This window comes from Streptomyces sp. V4I2, assembly GCF_030817655.1.
Lineage (GTDB): Bacteria > Actinomycetota > Actinomycetes > Streptomycetales > Streptomycetaceae > Streptomyces > Streptomyces plumbiresistens.
The window spans coordinates 1-15,048 of sequence record NZ_JAUSZM010000004.1 but is presented as its reverse complement, the minus strand read 5'-3'; the positions used below and the strand labels follow the sequence as shown (position 1 = coordinate 15,048).

Annotated in this window: 19 protein-coding genes; all 19 read right to left on the bottom strand. The window is 69.3% G+C overall.

The window, feature by feature from the left end:
• Window positions 1–16: 16 nt before the first annotated feature.
• The 19 genes from QFZ76_RS50110 to QFZ76_RS50020 all read right to left on the bottom strand — a co-directional run bounded on the left by QFZ76_RS50110 (window position 17) and on the right by QFZ76_RS50020 (window position 14,207).
• Window positions 17–817 carry a hypothetical protein gene (locus tag QFZ76_RS50110; RefSeq protein ID WP_307680423.1) on the bottom strand — a complete coding sequence of 267 codons (801 nt, stop codon included), beginning with the start codon at window positions 815–817 and terminating at the stop codon, window positions 17–19.
• A 41-nt stretch (window positions 818–858) separates the two neighbouring features.
• Complete coding sequence (locus QFZ76_RS50105; protein WP_307680422.1) at window positions 859–1,473, bottom strand: cell envelope biogenesis protein OmpA; 615 nt, start codon at window positions 1,471–1,473, stop codon at window positions 859–861.
• 62 nt (window positions 1,474–1,535) lie between these two features.
• Window positions 1,536–2,378 carry a hypothetical protein gene (locus QFZ76_RS50100; protein ID WP_307680421.1) on the bottom strand — a complete coding sequence of 281 codons (843 nt, stop codon included), beginning with the start codon at window positions 2,376–2,378 and terminating at the stop codon, window positions 1,536–1,538.
• 176 nt (window positions 2,379–2,554) lie between these two features.
• Entirely contained in the window at window positions 2,555–2,929 is a 375-nt protein-coding gene (locus tag QFZ76_RS50095) for a hypothetical protein (protein ID WP_307680420.1), read from the bottom strand.
• 113 nt (window positions 2,930–3,042) lie between these two features.
• Window positions 3,043–3,369, bottom strand: coding sequence for a hypothetical protein (locus QFZ76_RS50090; protein WP_307680419.1), 327 nt, complete (start codon window positions 3,367–3,369; stop codon window positions 3,043–3,045).
• 78 nt (window positions 3,370–3,447) lie between these two features.
• Complete coding sequence (locus QFZ76_RS50085; RefSeq protein ID WP_307680418.1) at window positions 3,448–4,968, bottom strand: ParB N-terminal domain-containing protein; 1,521 nt, start codon at window positions 4,966–4,968, stop codon at window positions 3,448–3,450.
• A gap of 122 nt (window positions 4,969–5,090) precedes the next feature.
• On the bottom strand, window positions 5,091–5,423 hold the full coding sequence (locus QFZ76_RS50080) for a hypothetical protein (protein ID WP_307680417.1): 333 nt from the start codon (window positions 5,421–5,423) through the stop codon (window positions 5,091–5,093).
• A 16-nt stretch (window positions 5,424–5,439) separates the two neighbouring features.
• Complete coding sequence (locus QFZ76_RS50075; RefSeq protein ID WP_307680416.1) at window positions 5,440–5,925, bottom strand: hypothetical protein; 486 nt, start codon at window positions 5,923–5,925, stop codon at window positions 5,440–5,442.
• 240 nt (window positions 5,926–6,165) lie between these two features.
• Window positions 6,166–6,360, bottom strand: a complete 195-nt coding sequence (locus QFZ76_RS50070) for a hypothetical protein (RefSeq protein ID WP_217236428.1) — start codon at window positions 6,358–6,360, stop codon at window positions 6,166–6,168.
• A gap of 101 nt (window positions 6,361–6,461) precedes the next feature.
• Window positions 6,462–6,911, bottom strand: coding sequence for a hypothetical protein (locus QFZ76_RS50065; RefSeq protein ID WP_307680415.1), 450 nt, complete (start codon window positions 6,909–6,911; stop codon window positions 6,462–6,464).
• A gap of 170 nt (window positions 6,912–7,081) precedes the next feature.
• Window positions 7,082–7,426: a hypothetical protein gene (locus QFZ76_RS50060; protein WP_307680414.1), complete on the bottom strand. Its 345-nt coding sequence runs from the start codon at window positions 7,424–7,426 to the stop codon at window positions 7,082–7,084.
• A 124-nt stretch (window positions 7,427–7,550) separates the two neighbouring features.
• The gene (locus QFZ76_RS50055) at window positions 7,551–8,267 is read right to left on the bottom strand and encodes a PP2C family serine/threonine-protein phosphatase (RefSeq protein ID WP_307680413.1); all 717 of its coding nucleotides are present in this window, start codon (window positions 8,265–8,267) and stop codon (window positions 7,551–7,553) included.
• Between the two features lie 167 nt (window positions 8,268–8,434).
• Window positions 8,435–8,815: a hypothetical protein gene (locus QFZ76_RS50050; RefSeq protein WP_307680412.1), complete on the bottom strand. Its 381-nt coding sequence runs from the start codon at window positions 8,813–8,815 to the stop codon at window positions 8,435–8,437.
• Window positions 8,812–9,645 carry a hypothetical protein gene (locus QFZ76_RS50045; RefSeq protein WP_307680411.1) on the bottom strand — a complete coding sequence of 278 codons (834 nt, stop codon included), beginning with the start codon at window positions 9,643–9,645 and terminating at the stop codon, window positions 8,812–8,814. The genes QFZ76_RS50050 and QFZ76_RS50045 overlap by 4 nt, the downstream gene beginning before the upstream one ends.
• A gap of 204 nt (window positions 9,646–9,849) precedes the next feature.
• Window positions 9,850–10,590 carry a hypothetical protein gene (locus QFZ76_RS50040; protein ID WP_307680410.1) on the bottom strand — a complete coding sequence of 247 codons (741 nt, stop codon included), beginning with the start codon at window positions 10,588–10,590 and terminating at the stop codon, window positions 9,850–9,852.
• Window positions 10,583–11,071, bottom strand: coding sequence for a hypothetical protein (locus QFZ76_RS50035; RefSeq protein ID WP_307680409.1), 489 nt, complete (start codon window positions 11,069–11,071; stop codon window positions 10,583–10,585). Before QFZ76_RS50035 ends, QFZ76_RS50040 begins: the two co-directional genes overlap by 8 nt.
• Window positions 11,072–11,406: 335 nt before the next feature.
• Window positions 11,407–12,585 (bottom strand): DUF932 domain-containing protein, encoded by a 1,179-nt coding sequence (locus QFZ76_RS50030; RefSeq protein WP_307680408.1) that lies wholly within the window; start codon window positions 12,583–12,585, stop codon window positions 11,407–11,409.
• A gap of 508 nt (window positions 12,586–13,093) precedes the next feature.
• On the bottom strand, window positions 13,094–13,681 hold the full coding sequence (locus QFZ76_RS50025) for a hypothetical protein (protein WP_307680407.1): 588 nt from the start codon (window positions 13,679–13,681) through the stop codon (window positions 13,094–13,096).
• Window positions 13,682–13,838: 157 nt separating this feature from the next.
• The gene (locus QFZ76_RS50020; RefSeq protein ID WP_307680406.1) at window positions 13,839–14,207 is read right to left on the bottom strand and encodes a hypothetical protein; all 369 of its coding nucleotides are present in this window, start codon (window positions 14,205–14,207) and stop codon (window positions 13,839–13,841) included.
• Window positions 14,208–15,048: the final 841 nt, after the last annotated feature.

Sequence of the window (15,048 nt, the reverse complement as noted above, 5' to 3'; positions counted from 1 at the left end):
GCATCTATGGTGGGCGTCAATCCTCCCTCCACCAGCACATCCACCGCACCCAGCCCGTCAGCCTGCTCATGCGGCCTGTCCGGGACCTCGCCGGAACGGCCCTGGAACCCGCGCTGAACACGGTGGCGTTCCCGACCTCGACATGCAGGGGGATCGTCGCGTCACCGCGCACCAACTGTTCGACGGCGGTGTCGAGATCTACCGACACCCGTACGGCCTGCATGTCCGGGTCCAGGTAGGCGAAGACCAGGACGCCGCCGGCCTCGATGCAGGGCAGGCCGTCGTCATCGGGACCGGTCATCGGGTGGAAGACGGCCGTGCTGTTGGCCTGGGCGCAGAACTCTTCGCCCGGGAAGCGGAAGCCGTCCGGCTCGGGCATGGTGGAGGCGAGCCTGCCGATGTCGTCGGCGTACAGCCAGTAGTCCTCATCGCCACGTTCGTCCCTGGGCCCGTAGTACAGATCGACGGCCCTGCGGTCGCTGGAGGGCGGGAAGTCGGGGATGCCTTCGCCTCCCCACACGTTGTCCCAGTTGGCGCGGGCGTGCTGCGCGAGACAGGCGAGCGCGGAGGCCTCGTCGGCCCACAGGGTCACCACGTCCTCGTGCCGGTCCTGTCGGCGCAGCACCCAGGCGCTGCCCGCGACCCACCGTGCGGGGGTCGGCACGCAGGTGAAGTCGAAGTCTGCGAGCCACGGGCCGAGAATGTCGACGACCTCGGCGCCGGGCCACTCACCGGAGCGGTTTTCGAGGTCCTCCATCTGCTCGTGCAGGTCGATGACGGCGGCGCCCTCGGGCGTCAACGGGTCGGGGATGATCACGGGTGTCTCCTTCAGTGATGACGGCGCCTGGGAGCGGGAGGTCACTCGGTCCCGTCCAGGACGGAGCGCAGCAGGTTCAGCAGGTCTTCCTGCTCGGGTGGGAGCGTCGCGTTGCGCAGGAGCCGCTTGCGCAGGGCGGGAACTGCGGTGCTGATCCCGTCGATGACTCCTGGCTGGTCGTCCGGGCCGGTCAGGAGGTAGTCGCGGGTGTGGATCATCCAGGCCTCGTACCGGTCGGCCCGGGCGCCGCTGCGGGCGGTGTGGCCCTGGTCGGGCGAGAGGGAAGGGCACGGGCAGGACGGGTCGGTGCAGGGGCGCCCGGCGGGATGGCCGGTCAGGACCGCGCGGCTGCGGTAGTGCGTGACGGTGCCGTTGAGCATGGGGCAGTGCGCGGCGGTGTAGGGCAGGCACTCGGGGTGCAGGGCGGGTTCAGGTGAGATGCCCCGGACGATGTCGGCCGGGCGGACGATCAGGAAGCAGCGTTCCTCCAGCCGTTCGCCGCAGATCTGGCACAGGCGCCGTACGAGAGCGGTTCGTGCCCGCTCGGCGTCGAGGGTTCCGAAGGCGGCGTAGCCACCGTGGATCAAAGACACGTACGGCACGACCAGGCCGCCCGACAGCGGCCGGCGCGCGCAGCGTTGAGGTATCGGATGCATCGGCACGTCCTTAAATCAGGGCGGCGGCCGACTGTTGCGGCGGCCGCCCGCTGGAGGGGAAGTCAGCTGCCGGTCGGCGGGGGCGGGTCGGAGATGTCACCGGTCAGGAGGTCGTCCAGAGGGAGGTACTGGCACTCCGTGGCGTCATGCATGCGCAGGTGCAGCCAGCTCAGATCTTGTCCGGCCCTCAGAACGGCCTCGGCGGCGATGACCGCGCCCCGTGGATAGGTGCTGGCGTCGTCCAGGTCGGCGCAGACGACGATCAGGCCCGGGCGGCGCGGCATGTGGCGGAGCTTGAAGGTGGCGTAGCTGCGGTCATCGAGGAGTACGAGCGGGGCGAGTTGGTACTCCTTGGCGGTGAACAGCACCGACGGCAGGTGGCGGAGCGGCACCCGGCAGGGGTGCAGGCCCACCGGATCGTCGGAAAGGCTGTCGCTGATGACCAGCACCGGCTGGAGGGGCCATACGGGGTGGACGTCGTCGTCCGGGAGGCGGAACTCCGCGTTGAGCGCCGTGTCGGTGATGACCCACGGTTTGGGATCGTTCCCGTGCCGGGGCCGGTGGGCAGCGTCATGGAAGGAACGGACTTCGCGGATCTCGGCGCCTGCGGCGAGAGCGGACATCAGGCGCTCGCGGTGGGTCTGCTGGCGGGGGCCGAGAATGTGCGCGGCGTCGAAGCTGCGCGAGTCTTCCCGACGGGGTCCGTCGCCCGCAGATGCGAAGCGGAGCAGGAACGAGGCGGCCTCAACCATCTCGGCGCTCATGTCCACTTCGTAGCGCTGGTCTGCGAGCGTGGCGGTGTCCAGGGCGGTGCGAAGGGTGTGGCTTCCGCGCACGGGCCGGTTGCCGAAATGCAGGTGGTCGAGCAGGAGGTCACGCTGGGCGGGAGAGAGGCGGACCAGCATCGCAGGCCGTCCTTTCAGTGGAAGTTGTCGAAGCCCGCGGTGCCATGCGGCGGGTGAGGGAGGCCGGTCTCGGCGGGCTCTCGCGGAGCCGGAAATCGGCGCTGTTGCTCCACGCCGGCGGGCTGGGGTGCAGGCTCCGGGGGCAGCACGTCGCGCTGCCCCCGGAGCGCGGACTCCTAGGAATCGGCTTCGTCCGTGAGCTTGATACAGCCCGCGGGTATGCCAGTCAGGCGAAATCGCTCCACGTCGTCGGGGATCGTGTGCCAGCGGTTGGTCTGGTCGCTGCGCAGGCGCTTGGTGGATGCCTCGTCGAGGAGGATGTCGAACCGCCTGCCGGTACGGTTCGGCTGCTGGACTGTGCCGGTCAGGAAGCGCAGGCAGGCCCTGCTGATCGTGGAGTCGATCTCGGCAGACCGGCCGGGCGTGATGACGGGCCGCTTCTCAGCGTCCAGTTCGAGGAGCCGCGCGGTGGCGGCCTCCTGAATGGCGACCAGGGACTTGGCGTCGGTCAGGTCGCGGATGTGGTCGCGGACCTCGGGCGTGGTGAGCATGCGTGGTTCCTCTCGTGTCGCGGGGGTGACCGGGCATCTGCCCGGAGACTCAGGGGCCGGACGTCGGCCGGGCCCGGTGGATGCCATGCACCCACCGGGGCGAGGCGGGGCGGTCAGTCGAGCGGGTAGAGAACGAGGGCTGCGACGGCGTGGTCAGGGATCTCGGGGAACAGCTCGCGCAGCTCGCGGTCTTCCGCCAGTTCGCTTTCCAGGGGGTAGACGTCGCCGGTCAGCCCGTAGATAGGGGCGTATCGGCTACGGCTGTAGGTGCTGAAGGGCGAGTAGCGGTTGCCCTCGCTGTCACCGGAAAGGACAACCAGCGTCTTGCCGGGGAGACCTGCCCAGTCCTGGCGGATGAGCTGGCGCAGGCGGGCGAGGGTGAGCGGCTGGTCTCGCCGGTTCGTGGTCTGCTCGGGTTCGGCGGGGCTGGATGAGGGCATGACGAACTCCCTGTGCGCGTGTCTGGTTCGGGGAAGAGGGCCGGGGCACGGTGTGCCCCGGCCGGGGTGCGTGAGGGGTCAGGCGGCGTCCGGCGTCTTGGGCCGGTGCTTGGCCACGGCCTGGTCCTCGACCTCGGAAAGGGCGTAGCTGCCGTTGTCGGCCTGGCCGAGTGCTTCGAGGAGCAGCAGGTAGGCGGCCTGCTGGGGGTTGGGGGCTTCCCAGAGGTAGGCGGGCTGGTAGCGGACCATGTCGTAGGTCTTCGGGTCGCGGATGTCGGCCTCGAAGGCGGCGGCGACCTGGGCGAACAGCACGTTCGAGAGCTTGGCCTTGGGCAGGGCGGCGGCCAGTTCCGCCGCCGTGGCGTCCTCACCCTCCTTGGCACCCAGGAACCGTGCGACGTCAGCGGTGTTGCCCTTGCTGGCCCACTTGCCGTAGAACTCGGGCAGCTCCAGTAGCACCTGCTGAGCGAAGGTCCGCGCCTCGTCGGGGAGGCTCTTGCCTTTCACCAGGCGGCTGATGAACTGCTGGCGGGGTCCGGCTGCGGCCTTCCAGGCGCGGTTGCAGGCGACCACCCGCGCCCGCTCGGCCGACTTCTCCGCCGCCTCCGCCTCGTCCTCCGCGCTGCGCGGCGGCTTGGGCTGCTTGCGGACCTTGTGCCCGTTGGCGGCCGGGTCGGCGCAGTGCCAGACGGGCTGGTTGTCCTCGTCCAGCGTGGCGCAGTGGCCGTGGCAGCCGTGGTGGTTGTCGACGGTGAGCGGGGCCCCGAGACCGGTGGTGAGGTCGGTCAGCGGCTGGGCCGACTGCCGCTGCCCGTGGGGGAGGGAAGACAGCAGGGCGACGCCGGACTCCTGGAGAGCTGCTGTGGCGTCCGCGCGGGCCTTGGCGCTGGCCTGCTCCTCCATCAGCAAGGCGAACTCCTGGTCCCAGTGCCCGCGCCCGCCCCGGCCCTCTTCCTGGTCTTTCGCCAGGGCCTTGAGCAGCCGGTGCGTGGCGTTGGAGATGCCCTCGACCTCGGCGAGCTGGGCGGTCTGTTCCAGGTCCATGCCTCCGGCCGTGGCCTGCCGCAGTACAGCGTCATTCAGCTTCTGAGCCTTGCGCAGGTGGTTGACCGCGCCGCGCTTGAGGCCCATCGCCTTGACGGCCCTGGCCTGGTCGACCTCGTCCATGCCGACCAGGGACAGTTCCTGGGCCTTGAGGGTGTCCCGGGCGTCCATCTTCTGGCGGTGGTCGTTCTCCACCAGCGACAGAAACCGGGTCCAGCCATCCCGGCCGACCAGATCCGCGCACACGAACGCCTTGACGGTGCGGACGGGGCGGCCGTCCTGCTCGGCCGTGGCGTTGGCGATCTGCGCCGCCTGGGCACGCCGCCACCCCTTGAACACCCCGTAGGTGCCGTCCGGGTTCGGCCGGACGCTGATGACCTCCTCGACGCCCAGTTCCTTGACGGACGAGATCAGCTTGGTGTCCGGCTCGGTGTCGTGCTCGCGGGCGTTGCACTCGTCGCGTACGAGCAGTGCCGGGTCGAGGTGGACGAGGTGCTGTGCGGTCTCCTCGAAATCGTCGGGCTTGTCGGTCTGGGGCGAGACGGCGGTGGCCATGTGGCTCTCCTCTTCCTTGTCTCAGTGGGGAGTTGGGGGAGCGTCTCCCCGTCGTCATATTTCAATAATAGTGCAGTTATGGGATGCGGCTAGACACCCTCTGACCTGCAAAAATGCGTTGCTTAGCTCAGGTCGTGAACCAAGAGCCACGACGGCCCTGACAGAACTGGCAGGCCGTGCTGCTCGGTGAGACTGAGCAGGGCGTCGTTCCATAGCGGGTCGATGTCGAGGTCGGACATCGGCCGGTACTCGTTGGGCTCCAGCTCCTCGCACGCCGTGCCCAGGATGATGTGCTCACTGTCGCCGACACGGAAGAGGCCGACGCGTACGAACCCCGGGGCCGGACTGGCAGTCTCGGCGGGCCGGGCTTCCAGCGCGGTGTGGAGCGCGCTGAGGTCATGGGATGGGGCAATTGCAATGCCGTAGATCGCGTACACGGACGACTTGACGGACACGGCGGGCCTCCCTGGGTCAGGCCGTCACGCGGGTGACCTGGCGGGTCGGCAGGTGGACCCGCAGCACGTCTTCGAGTTCGGGCGGATCGATCGCTGCGAGCCGGTTGAGCGCGGAGGCCAGCTCCCGGTCGGCGAACAGCGTGTCGGTCAGTTCTGCTTCTCGAACCGGTACGCGGACTGCCCGGGTGTGAGTGTGCCGCAGGTCCGGCGTCTCCTCGGTGGTTGTGAGCGCTGCGATGAACGGGTTCCAAGTGACGCCCTGCGCCGCCCTCCGTTCCGTGGGCGTGAAGTACGCGGCCACCGGTGCCGGGGCGTCCTCGCTCTGCTGCGCTGCGAAGGCTGCGACCCGGTCGACGACGACTTCGCGGAGCTTCTCCTCGGTCGCGGTGAGGGACTCGATGGTCAACGACTCCAGGGACTTGAGTGTGAGACGGGTGAGGGCCTCGCGAACCAGTGGCGCGGTCGGCGTGGCAAGCGCTGAGGCCAAGTCGTTGGACTTCATCGGTGATGTCCTCTCGTGCTGATGGTCACGCGGGTGGAGGGTGGCCGGCAGTTCCAGAGTGCGGCCGTCGGCGTAGGTGATGATCCGCTGGCGGTCGGGACTGTCGCCGGTCTCGGCGACAGTGGCCTTGAATAGTTCGGCGACGGCGCGCGAGGACCTCAGGCCGGCGGTGGTGGTCCAGGAGCGGGGGGCTCCTTCGGGCGCGGCAACTTCGTGGCCAAGGTGGCTGGTTGGGGAAATTCAGACGGTGGGCGGGCTGGTGGGGCTGTGCTGCTCGCGTCTTTCGGCGTCCCGCTGTGCGTCCTGTGCGGTGTATCCGGTGTCGCAGAGCGGTCGGCAGAGCTGCCCGGCGGGGGCGTGGCAGGTCTCGCAGGCTTCGGTGAAGTCTTCGGAGGGGATCCACGGGCGGGGCTCGTTGCGCGGGGTGGCGGGCATGGCTGGGGGGCCTCCTGCGGCGAGAAGATCGGGGCGGCCGCGCCTCGTCTGGTGGCGACGGCCGCCCGCGCGCACGTCTGGTGGGCTCGGCGGTGGGCCTGTCAGAAGGTGCAGGTTCCGGCGAGGGCGGGGCGGCTCGCGGTCACGATGGACGCGCAGCCCCGGACGCGCAGGTCGCCGGTGTTGTCCCAGTCTCGCCACCACCGGGTGCTGGGGTCCCATCCGCTCTCCCCGACGATGAACCCGAGAAGGGTGCCTCCGCCGTGCTCCCGGTACTGGCGCAGTCCCCAGGCGTCGGGGTGATGGGCGGCGACGGGGGAGGCCAGGACGGCTTCGAAGATGACGTGCACGGTGAGGGCGGGCCAGGAGTCGGCCGGGTGCGGGTCGGACTCGAAGAAGATGCCGCGTGCCTCCGGGTCGATGCCCTTGCGTGCGGCGATGGCGAGCGGGCGGGCGACATCGTCGGGGATGACGGCGTACAGGCGGCCCATGTGGTCGGTGGCGACCGTGACGGCGTCCGCGGTGAGGATGGGCGAGGTGGCTGCGGCCATGGGGGTATCCCTCCGGGGCGTACTGGATGACTGGGTGGCCCGGTCTCAGGCGGGGAACTGTGCGGGCGCGACGGCTGCGGGGGTGACGACGTGGTGGCCTTGGGCGCGGAGCTCGGCGGCCACGGCTGATGCTGTGGACGTAGCTCGTCTGCGGGGTCACGGCGTCCCGGTCAGATGACACGGATCGTGGGATCGGCTTCCAGCACACCGAGCGCTGCGCGGATGGCGGCCCGGGTCTCTTCGCTGGGGCGGGAGTACGGGAACTTGAGGGCACGCACGGCGGTGTCGAGTTCGTCGTCGCTCAGCTCGTCGAGCTGCTGGCCGCTGCGGTACAGGGCCACAGCAGTGCAGGTGGCCACACGACCCCGGTTGTAAGTGACGGCCTGATCCGCAGTGAGGTCGGCGCCGAATACGTCGCGGGCGGTCGGCGGCAGCGGCGGGATACCCGTGTCGAGCGGACGGGCGGTCATGCGGATCACGGGCGGGAACAGGGCGCGGAGCAACGAAGTCAGCAAGGCAACTCCTGGGCGTTGAGGGGGACGGTTCAGCCCTGGGGGCCGGGTCCGGGGAGTTCCCCGGACCCGTTACATAAATAATAGTGCATTACTGCTGAGTGTGAACCCACCCCTGACCTGCGGTTCACTCCCGCGAGCGCGCTGCGGGGAGGTCGGCAACCAGGACGGTCGCGTTGTCCGCGTAGCTTGAGGCGTGCTCGATGGCGGCGGCCACGAAGTCCCCGGCGGCCCGCTTGGGGCTCGAGCCGAGATAGGCGGCGAGATCGCGGGCGGAATCCTCCAGCGGCTCGTACGCGCCGTCGCTGGCGAGCAGCAGGCGGCAGGCGTCCGTGGGGGCGGTGGCGGACTCGATCGCAGGGTGTCCGAACCGGCCCTTGCACTGGTCGTCGGACTCCACGGCTCCCAGGTAGGACGTCACACGATTGCGGCTGCCATTGAAGACGCGCCGCATGTTGTGGTCAGCAGTGAGGCACTGGAGAGTGCGGCCGGGAATGAGGACGTAGGCGCGGACGTCGCCGCACCATGCGACGGTCAGCGGCTTGCCGGGAGCGGCGACGGCGACGGCGGCGCATGCGTTGGGCAAGTCCGCGTACGGGTCGCTGCGCGCGGGCTCGGCGGCGTACCGGTCGTAGACGGCGCGGAGGCCGGCCTCGGCGTCGCCGCGTCGCGCAGCGGCCTGAGCGACGCGGCGGGCGGCGGCGCTGGTCCAGGCCTGCACATCGTCGCTGGAACCGATGCCGTCGCACAGGACGTACGCGCGGGTCCCGGCGTGGGTGTAGGTGGCGGTGGCGTCGCACTGGTGGGAGCGGTCGCCTATCAGCTGCGCGGACGCGTGGGCCATGGATGCTCTCCTCGGGCTGGGGCGGAGTAGTCGGCCTGCTCGGCCGGACAGTGTCGGGTGCTCGGTCGGATAGCGCCGGGTGTGGGAGGGGGTGGGGGGAACCCCCTCCCACATCATCAATAATAGTGCTTTTTAGGGATGTGTGAACCCACCCCTGAACTGAGGACTTACGGATGTGCCGCCGTCCCGGCGTCCAGGGCCGGGCGCTTCACCTGGTGCTGGAGCGTGTTGGGGGCGGGCGGTTCGTGGTCCCGGTAGTCGGACACCACCACGTATCCGCCTGGCACGGTGTCGAGCCGGAGCTCCGGCCCCCAGTCCTCGCACACGTGGCGGGGAGGGTGCTCGATGTCGTCGACTTCGACTTGTGCGGCCCAGCCGGTCACGGCGTGGCCGAACTGGCGCCTCCAGTTCCGGAGGATGGGGAAAAGTTGTCCGAAGTCGTCGACCAGGGCGGCGGCGCGGGCCTGGCCGGGCGGTGGGCATTCGGCGTAGGTGGGGGTGTCGGGGTCGGTGCGCTCTCCGAGCGTCATGAGCCAGCGCAGGGTCACACGGTCTCCATCCGGGGTGTGGTGGGCGTGCCGGGCTGTGGGCGGCGGGCGGTGCGCCGGGTCCGCTGCTGGGCGCGCAGGGATGAGGCTTCGGCCGCGGCGTTGCGGGCGCGGTCGTGTTCGCCGGCGGCCTCGGTGAGGCAGTAGGGGCCCAGCCACGCCTGGACGTCGACGTTGCGGGCCAAGGATCCGTCCAGGTTGGTGAGCATGAGCAACAGGACGGGGTGGGGCCGGGCAGTGAACCAGCGGGCGACGGTCCACCAGGTGGTCACGGCCGCGCGCAGCGCGGGCTGCGAGGCGCGGGCCTTGCCTTCCAGGCGGGCGGCTGCGCTGCGGTGGTGGTCGGCCGACCAGGTGAGGAACCGCAGAAGGGCGGGAGTGTCGCGCTCACGGGAGGCGGTGAGGATCTGGGGGAAGTCCGAGCGATGCGTGACGTGTTCGGCGCAGGCGCGCAGGACGGCCGTGAGCGTCTGCGCTGTCGTGGACGATGGCTCGTGTCCGGCGGCTGACTCCATCGGGTAGACGGCTACCTGGGGGCGGTCGGCGGGCGCGTCACGGTAAAGGGTGAGGCTGCCTCGGTAACCGGTGCGGCTGCGTGCGAGCCGCGGCAGTGCCTCGGCGGGGGCGGTTTCCTGGAAGGCGTTGACGGGGCCGAGGCAGGCGCGGACGGCGGTGAACTGGTCCCAGTGCCGGACGTGGTGGGTGCCGGTGACGTGGACGCTCCCGCGCATCGCTCCGCCCAGCTCGAACACGACGGAGTCGTGTCCGCGGGGCCGGGCGGTGGCGTGCACGGTGCCAGCGGGTGTCTCGACGCTCAGAGTCGAACTCATGGCGGCTGCTCCTGGTGGTGGTCGACGTGGCGGGCGGTGCGCTGCGGTGGTCGTGGCCTGGTGGGCGGTGATGGTCTCCCCGCGCCCGGCGAAGGGGAGGGGCGGGCGCGGGGAAGCAAGGGCGGCCAGCGGCGATCTGGCCTGGGGGCCGTGTGCCTTCCCCCTTGGGGAAGGCCGGGGAAGACACACGGGGCTTGTGGGCAGCTACGTCTGCGGGACGTAGCTCCAACAGGTGCAGCCGCTGCCGTCGGCCCGCGAGCGGGGCCACAGGCGGGACAAGTCGTGTTCAGACTTGGGGTATCTGCACTCACCGCACGGCGGGCCCCAGGTGTCGGGCTCGTCGGCGGGCTCGGCGGTGTAGATGTCCGGCGCGCTCCACGGGAAGCCTCCGGGGTCGAACCTGATGGAGGAGTCGGGCATGAGGTGGGCCCACCCTGCGGGCCACCCGACGACGGGTTTGCGGCGGCATCTGGCGATGGCATCGCGGACGGCGCGGCCTCGCCATATCTGCGTGACGCCGGGTGGTCCGGTGACGCGGTAGGCGGGCGCTGTGACTTGTTCGTCCGGCCGGTTGATCAGGATTCCGGATGCCCGGTCGGGGGTGAACGTGGCGGTGGAGTGGTTGCGGGTCTGGCGGTAGCGGATGACTCCGTCGTCCGTCATCGTTGCTTCGCTGGAAAGCCAGAAGTTGAGGTTGCCGCGTAGGAAGGTGTCCAGTCCCTGGCCGGTCGTCTGTCGGCCGAACTCGGCGATGCGGGCAGGGTAGTCGCCTGCCTGGCCCGCATGCTGGTCGTACCGGGCGTGGATGTCGGCGGCGTCCATGTGGAGGTAGGGGCCTTCGATCCCCCAGTAGGGGATGCGGTGGGCGATGATCCGGGTTCCTGGGAGCGTCTGTCGGGCGGGGACGTCGATGGGGTCCGCGGCTGGTGCGGGGGTGTCAGGCACGATTGCTCCCCTCGTCGCTGGCGGTCGGCTCCGGGAGGGCCGGAGCGCTGTAGATCTCGCGGTCCTCGGCGGCGACGCCGGGGCAGGGAGTGAGGGCGACTTCGACGGCGGTGGTATTCATGGGGTGCAGCCATCCGTTACGGACGGTCCAGCCGCAGCTGCGGGGGCGCGGCTCGGCGGCCGTGGTGGCTATGAGAGTGGCGCCGGTGACAGTGCTGCCCTCCAGCGCGAACACGAGAAACACGGCAAGGGTGTAGTAGTCGTCATCGCCGAGAATGCCGCTGAGCTCGATGTTCGTTGTGGGTGAGAATTCGACTGTCTGGCACAGGGGTACGCCGTCGGTCCGCATGATCGCGATGTCCAGCGTGCGTTCGCCAGGGCCGATGGCCTCGAACACGGCGGCCAGCGCGTCCAGTGTGCGATCCATGGCGGCCTCGGTTGCGGCCTTGTCCGGGGGGATGAATCCGGGGCGTGCGGGCATGGCGGATTGCTCCTTGGCGAGAGGGAGTCAGCAAAAGGCCGGCGGGGGCCGTGTGGGGACGGCGGTGGGGCGGTGGGCGGTGTGGCGCGCACCGCGTTCGGGTGTAGCGGGGCTTCCTCGCGCGCGGTCTGCTCCGCAGACGTCTCTGCCGCTACGCGGCAGGGGCGAGGCGGGCGCGCTCCGCGCTCGGGGGCCCGTGTGGGCCGGGCGGGGGCCCCGACCCACACGGGGTCTTGGGTCGCCGTGTCCGGCGACTACTGCGAACGCTCCGACTCGGGGCGCTGTGGGCCCGTGCGGGCCGGGTGTCGGGGTCACCCGGCCCGCACGGGGGTCTGTCAGCCGTGCGCGGCGGCGGCCGTGAGGGCGGGAAGTGCGAGCGCTTCCAGGGCGGCGGCCTGGTCGGCGTCGGCGAGGGTCTGCGCGGTCGATGTGACGGCCTGCATCACGCCACCCGCCGTGATCTGCCCACCCCGGATGAAGTGGGCGAGAATCGTCTCCTTGGTCTCGTTGCTGATCTTGAGAGACTTCGTGACGTGCTCGATGGTCTTCGTCGGCTCGGCCACGGGCTTACCGGCGGCGGCCTGAATCTCACGGAGCTTCGCTTCGACGTACTCGCGAGACAGGAACGTCCGGACCGCGTCGGCGGTCTTGGACGTGATCACTGCGAGTTCCTTCCGTTCGGTCTCCTCCGACCAGGACACCACTCCCTCGTCGTGCTTGGCGCCGATGTGCACGGCGCGCATGACATCCATGGGCATCGTCAGGCCGTTGGTGCACACCCGCATGACCACACGCGGGGTCACCGACCACGCACCGGCCCCGACTTCGCTGTTGGTGATGACGAACCCGGCCGAAACGATCGGGAGTTCGTCACCACTGCGGCCGTCGAACGGTGAGCGGTACCCGCTGAGCAGCTCGGGCGCCATGACGGCGACCGCTTCGGACTCCACCCGCACGTACATGCGACGGTCGGTGAGATCGCAGCCGGTGACGTTGGTCGGGTGCCCGGACTTCTGCACGCCGTCCAGGGCGGCCAGCAGGATGTCAAGGTTGTCCATGACCTTGTAGCTGTCGGACATCAACGCGCGGGCCACGCCAGCGGCGGGCGCGGCGCCGGGGGCGCTGTCGCCTCGGAGCGCACGGAGCATGAAACGGCGCTCGGGCTCCTGGCGCAGCCACGCGTTCACGTTCTCGTCCAGGAGCGGGACGTTCTCGGCACGCATGCGGCGGAGGTAGCCCACCGGGATCTTCAGCTTGTCCGCGATGCCCTCGTCCGCCACGGCGGTGGGGCGGTAGGTGCCGTCCACGTCCGTTACGCCCTCTTCCGTGATCTGGCGCTCGATGCCCTCGACCTGGACGTTTCCGTCACGGAATGACAGAGCGGATGCGGAGGTGACGACGTCCAGCTTCCGGTTCCTGTGGTCCTCCAGGATGCTGACCAGGTCCCGGAGATCGGCGTTCCGGGCGCCCCGGGGGGCTGCTGCTGTGGCGCGCTCTGCGTACTGCTGAGTCATGCGATGTTCCCCTTCGCTGTTGTCTTCTGCGGTTCGGGGGGCGGGGCCACCGCCCCCCGAACAACTTCAACAATAGTGCAAATCGCGGGTGGGTAAACCCACCCCTGACCTGGCGGTTTTGGGTCTCAGCGGGCGCTGACCAGGGCAGGGCGGGCATGCTCGTGTCTGCGGGTGGCCTCGGTGCACCTGCACGCTGGCACCGCTGTTCTCCAGGGCGGTGGACGTGACCGCCGGCGCAGGCTGGGCAGGGGCGGTGAGCGTCGGCCCTCTGGATGTCCGGGCGCTTGCGCTGCTGCGCTCTCGGTCGCGGTCCCTGCGGCCCGTGGCTCGGCTACTTGACGCGTGTCTCGACGCCCCGCGCCTGCCGACGGGGGGACGGATGCCGGGACAGCAAGCCGTCGGATAGTGAGCCTGGCCGGGGTGCCGCGCCCTGCGGAGGTGGGGAAGCAGGGCGCGGCGGCTCGGCGTTGCTGTTACTCGGGCCTCGGTGGCTAGTGGCTCGTCTCGGTCATGCCGGGACCTCTGCGGCGCTGGCCTCAGCGGTCAGGGCTTCCTGGATCAGGGCGTCCAGGGCCTGGCCGATGCGTCGCCTGGACACCGGTCCCATGGGGCAGCAGCCCTCTCGGTCGATCCGTTCGAAGACTGCTTTCCTGGCCGGGCTCGGGGGAGTGATGCCGGGCATGACTCCGGCATCGGCTGCCCGCTGCCTGAAGTCGCCCCAGACACTGCACCAGTTCTGCGTGTCGGCCAGATCGTCCAGCTCATCGGCCGTGGCGGGCAGGATGGGCAGGATGTGCTGAGCCTCGGCCCGGTACTCCGCGCAGTTCTCGGCGATCCACTTCACCAGCGGATCACCGGACGCTTTGAGGGCTTCCCACGCGGTCTTCTGCGCATCTGCGCACGCGGCGTAAGCCTTGTCGACCTCCTCGTAGTAGGCGCTGAACTGGCGCCGACCGTCATCGCTGTGGTCGTGCCGCTCCGGGTACTTCTCGCCTGCCGCAGCCTCGGCTGCGCTCTGAGCCGTGGTGGCCGCTTCAACGCTCGCGAAGTACTTCTGTACCTCCGGCAGCATCTGCCGGGCTCCCTGCTCTGCCATTTGTCGCTTCCCCTTCGACGTTGTTTTCTGCGGGGTCGGGGGGCGGGGCCACCGCCCCCCGAACAACTTCAACAATAGTGCAAGTCAGGGGTGAGTAAACCCACCCCTGACCTGCGCTTTCTTCCCGTTCCCCTCCACTCTCAGGGAGGGAAGGCAGCTAGCTCAGAAACCCGCGCGATTCGAGGAACTGGCCCAAAATGAGAGCGATCCCATGCGGCTTGTAGATCTGAGGGAAGCGCCGCATTTCCACTTCGGTCTGACCAGCCTTGTTCGGCTCGGGAAGCTGGTGGACGAGCCGGTAATTCGCGTCACCCGTCGGCATTTCCAGAACGACCGGGCCGCGCTTGGTGTTGACGCGAATCCCCGTGTACTTGTCGTCGATGTTGTGGAGGATATCGGCACCCGCGCGCCGGACGGAAAGCGGAAGGAAGTTCGCGACGGTACGGGCCTGAATGGCAAGGCCGTTCATTGGCGCGTCCGCTCCGCGTACGCGGCTGACAATGCCGTCTGAGATCTTGATTTCCACGGTTTCCCCTTCGTTGTTCCTTGCGGTTTCCGGGGGTCGCCTCCCCCAGAACTCAAAGAATAGTGCATCTTGGGTTGGGATGGAACCCCTCGTTGCGCCTGATGTTGCGTACCGGGTTGCGTTCTGACGTTGCGTTAGGTGTTGCAATCGGGGTTGCGCAACCCATCGGCAGACTTCGCACAAAACCACAGGTCACATGGGCATTCTTGGCGTGGTCGCATTGCTGACATCCCCTCTGCTGCCGCTCTCCCTGCCCGAATGAGAGAGAAAGGGTGGGTGCGGGCTGGGTGGCGCGGCGGCGTCGGGGATCGGGGCGGAGTGGATGTGTTGCGCGTCGGCGGGGCCTCCGCGCGCTGGGTGCCGGGGCGCCTGGCGAGGCACCTGACGAGGTGTTGGGTGTGTGGGTGCCCGGTGGGTGCCCACACACCCTCTGTCGTGTTCTGACGCTCGTTCACTCTCCCTCTCTTTCAAACGGGTTGGTCCCGGAGGGACCAACCCGTTTCTGATTTCCATGCTTTTCTGGTTCCATGGAATTCGGGAATTCTTCTCTTTCTTTCCTGTCTGGGGAATTCGGAGAATCCCTGACAGGCTCCGGGAATGGACTGGAAGGCCATTCCCGCACCCCGCACCCGAAAACCTCCTGACACCCCATCAAACCCCATCCCACAAAACCGCAACACCCCACCCATACAACGCTGTTCGTGCCGGAGGCACGCAGGTTTATGGAATCTGGCCGGAGGCCAGTTCCATAAACCCCCCGCCGGAGGCGGGCTGCCTTTCGCGCGGGGACGCGCGAAACGAGCGGAGCGAGTATTCGGCTGCCGGAGGCAGAGCGAAGCGG

Excerpts from the sequence above, each read along its gene's own strand:
- QFZ76_RS50025 (WP_307680407.1), bottom strand. The coding sequence starts at position 13,681 with ATGGCAGAGCAGGGAGCCCGGCAGATGCTGCCGGAGGTACAGAAGTAC.
- QFZ76_RS50095 (WP_307680420.1), bottom strand. The coding sequence starts at position 2,929 with ATGCTCACCACGCCCGAGGTCCGCGACCACATCCGCGACCTGACCGAC.
- QFZ76_RS50090 (WP_307680419.1), bottom strand. The coding sequence starts at position 3,369 with ATGCCCTCATCCAGCCCCGCCGAACCCGAGCAGACCACGAACCGGCGA.
- QFZ76_RS50105 (WP_307680422.1), bottom strand. The coding sequence starts at position 1,473 with ATGCATCCGATACCTCAACGCTGCGCGCGCCGGCCGCTGTCGGGCGGC.
- QFZ76_RS50075 (WP_307680416.1), bottom strand. The coding sequence starts at position 5,925 with ATGAAGTCCAACGACTTGGCCTCAGCGCTTGCCACGCCGACCGCGCCA.
- QFZ76_RS50030 (WP_307680408.1), bottom strand. The coding sequence starts at position 12,585 with ATGACTCAGCAGTACGCAGAGCGCGCCACAGCAGCAGCCCCCCGGGGC.
- QFZ76_RS50070 (WP_217236428.1), bottom strand. The coding sequence starts at position 6,360 with ATGCCCGCCACCCCGCGCAACGAGCCCCGCCCGTGGATCCCCTCCGAA.
- QFZ76_RS50065 (WP_307680415.1), bottom strand. The coding sequence starts at position 6,911 with ATGGCCGCAGCCACCTCGCCCATCCTCACCGCGGACGCCGTCACGGTC.
- QFZ76_RS50035 (WP_307680409.1), bottom strand. The coding sequence starts at position 11,071 with ATGCCCGCACGCCCCGGATTCATCCCCCCGGACAAGGCCGCAACCGAG.
- QFZ76_RS50055 (WP_307680413.1), bottom strand. The coding sequence starts at position 8,267 with ATGGCCCACGCGTCCGCGCAGCTGATAGGCGACCGCTCCCACCAGTGC.
- QFZ76_RS50100 (WP_307680421.1), bottom strand. The coding sequence starts at position 2,378 with ATGCTGGTCCGCCTCTCTCCCGCCCAGCGTGACCTCCTGCTCGACCAC.
- QFZ76_RS50085 (WP_307680418.1), bottom strand. The coding sequence starts at position 4,968 with ATGGCCACCGCCGTCTCGCCCCAGACCGACAAGCCCGACGATTTCGAG.
- QFZ76_RS50045 (WP_307680411.1), bottom strand. The coding sequence starts at position 9,645 with ATGAGTTCGACTCTGAGCGTCGAGACACCCGCTGGCACCGTGCACGCC.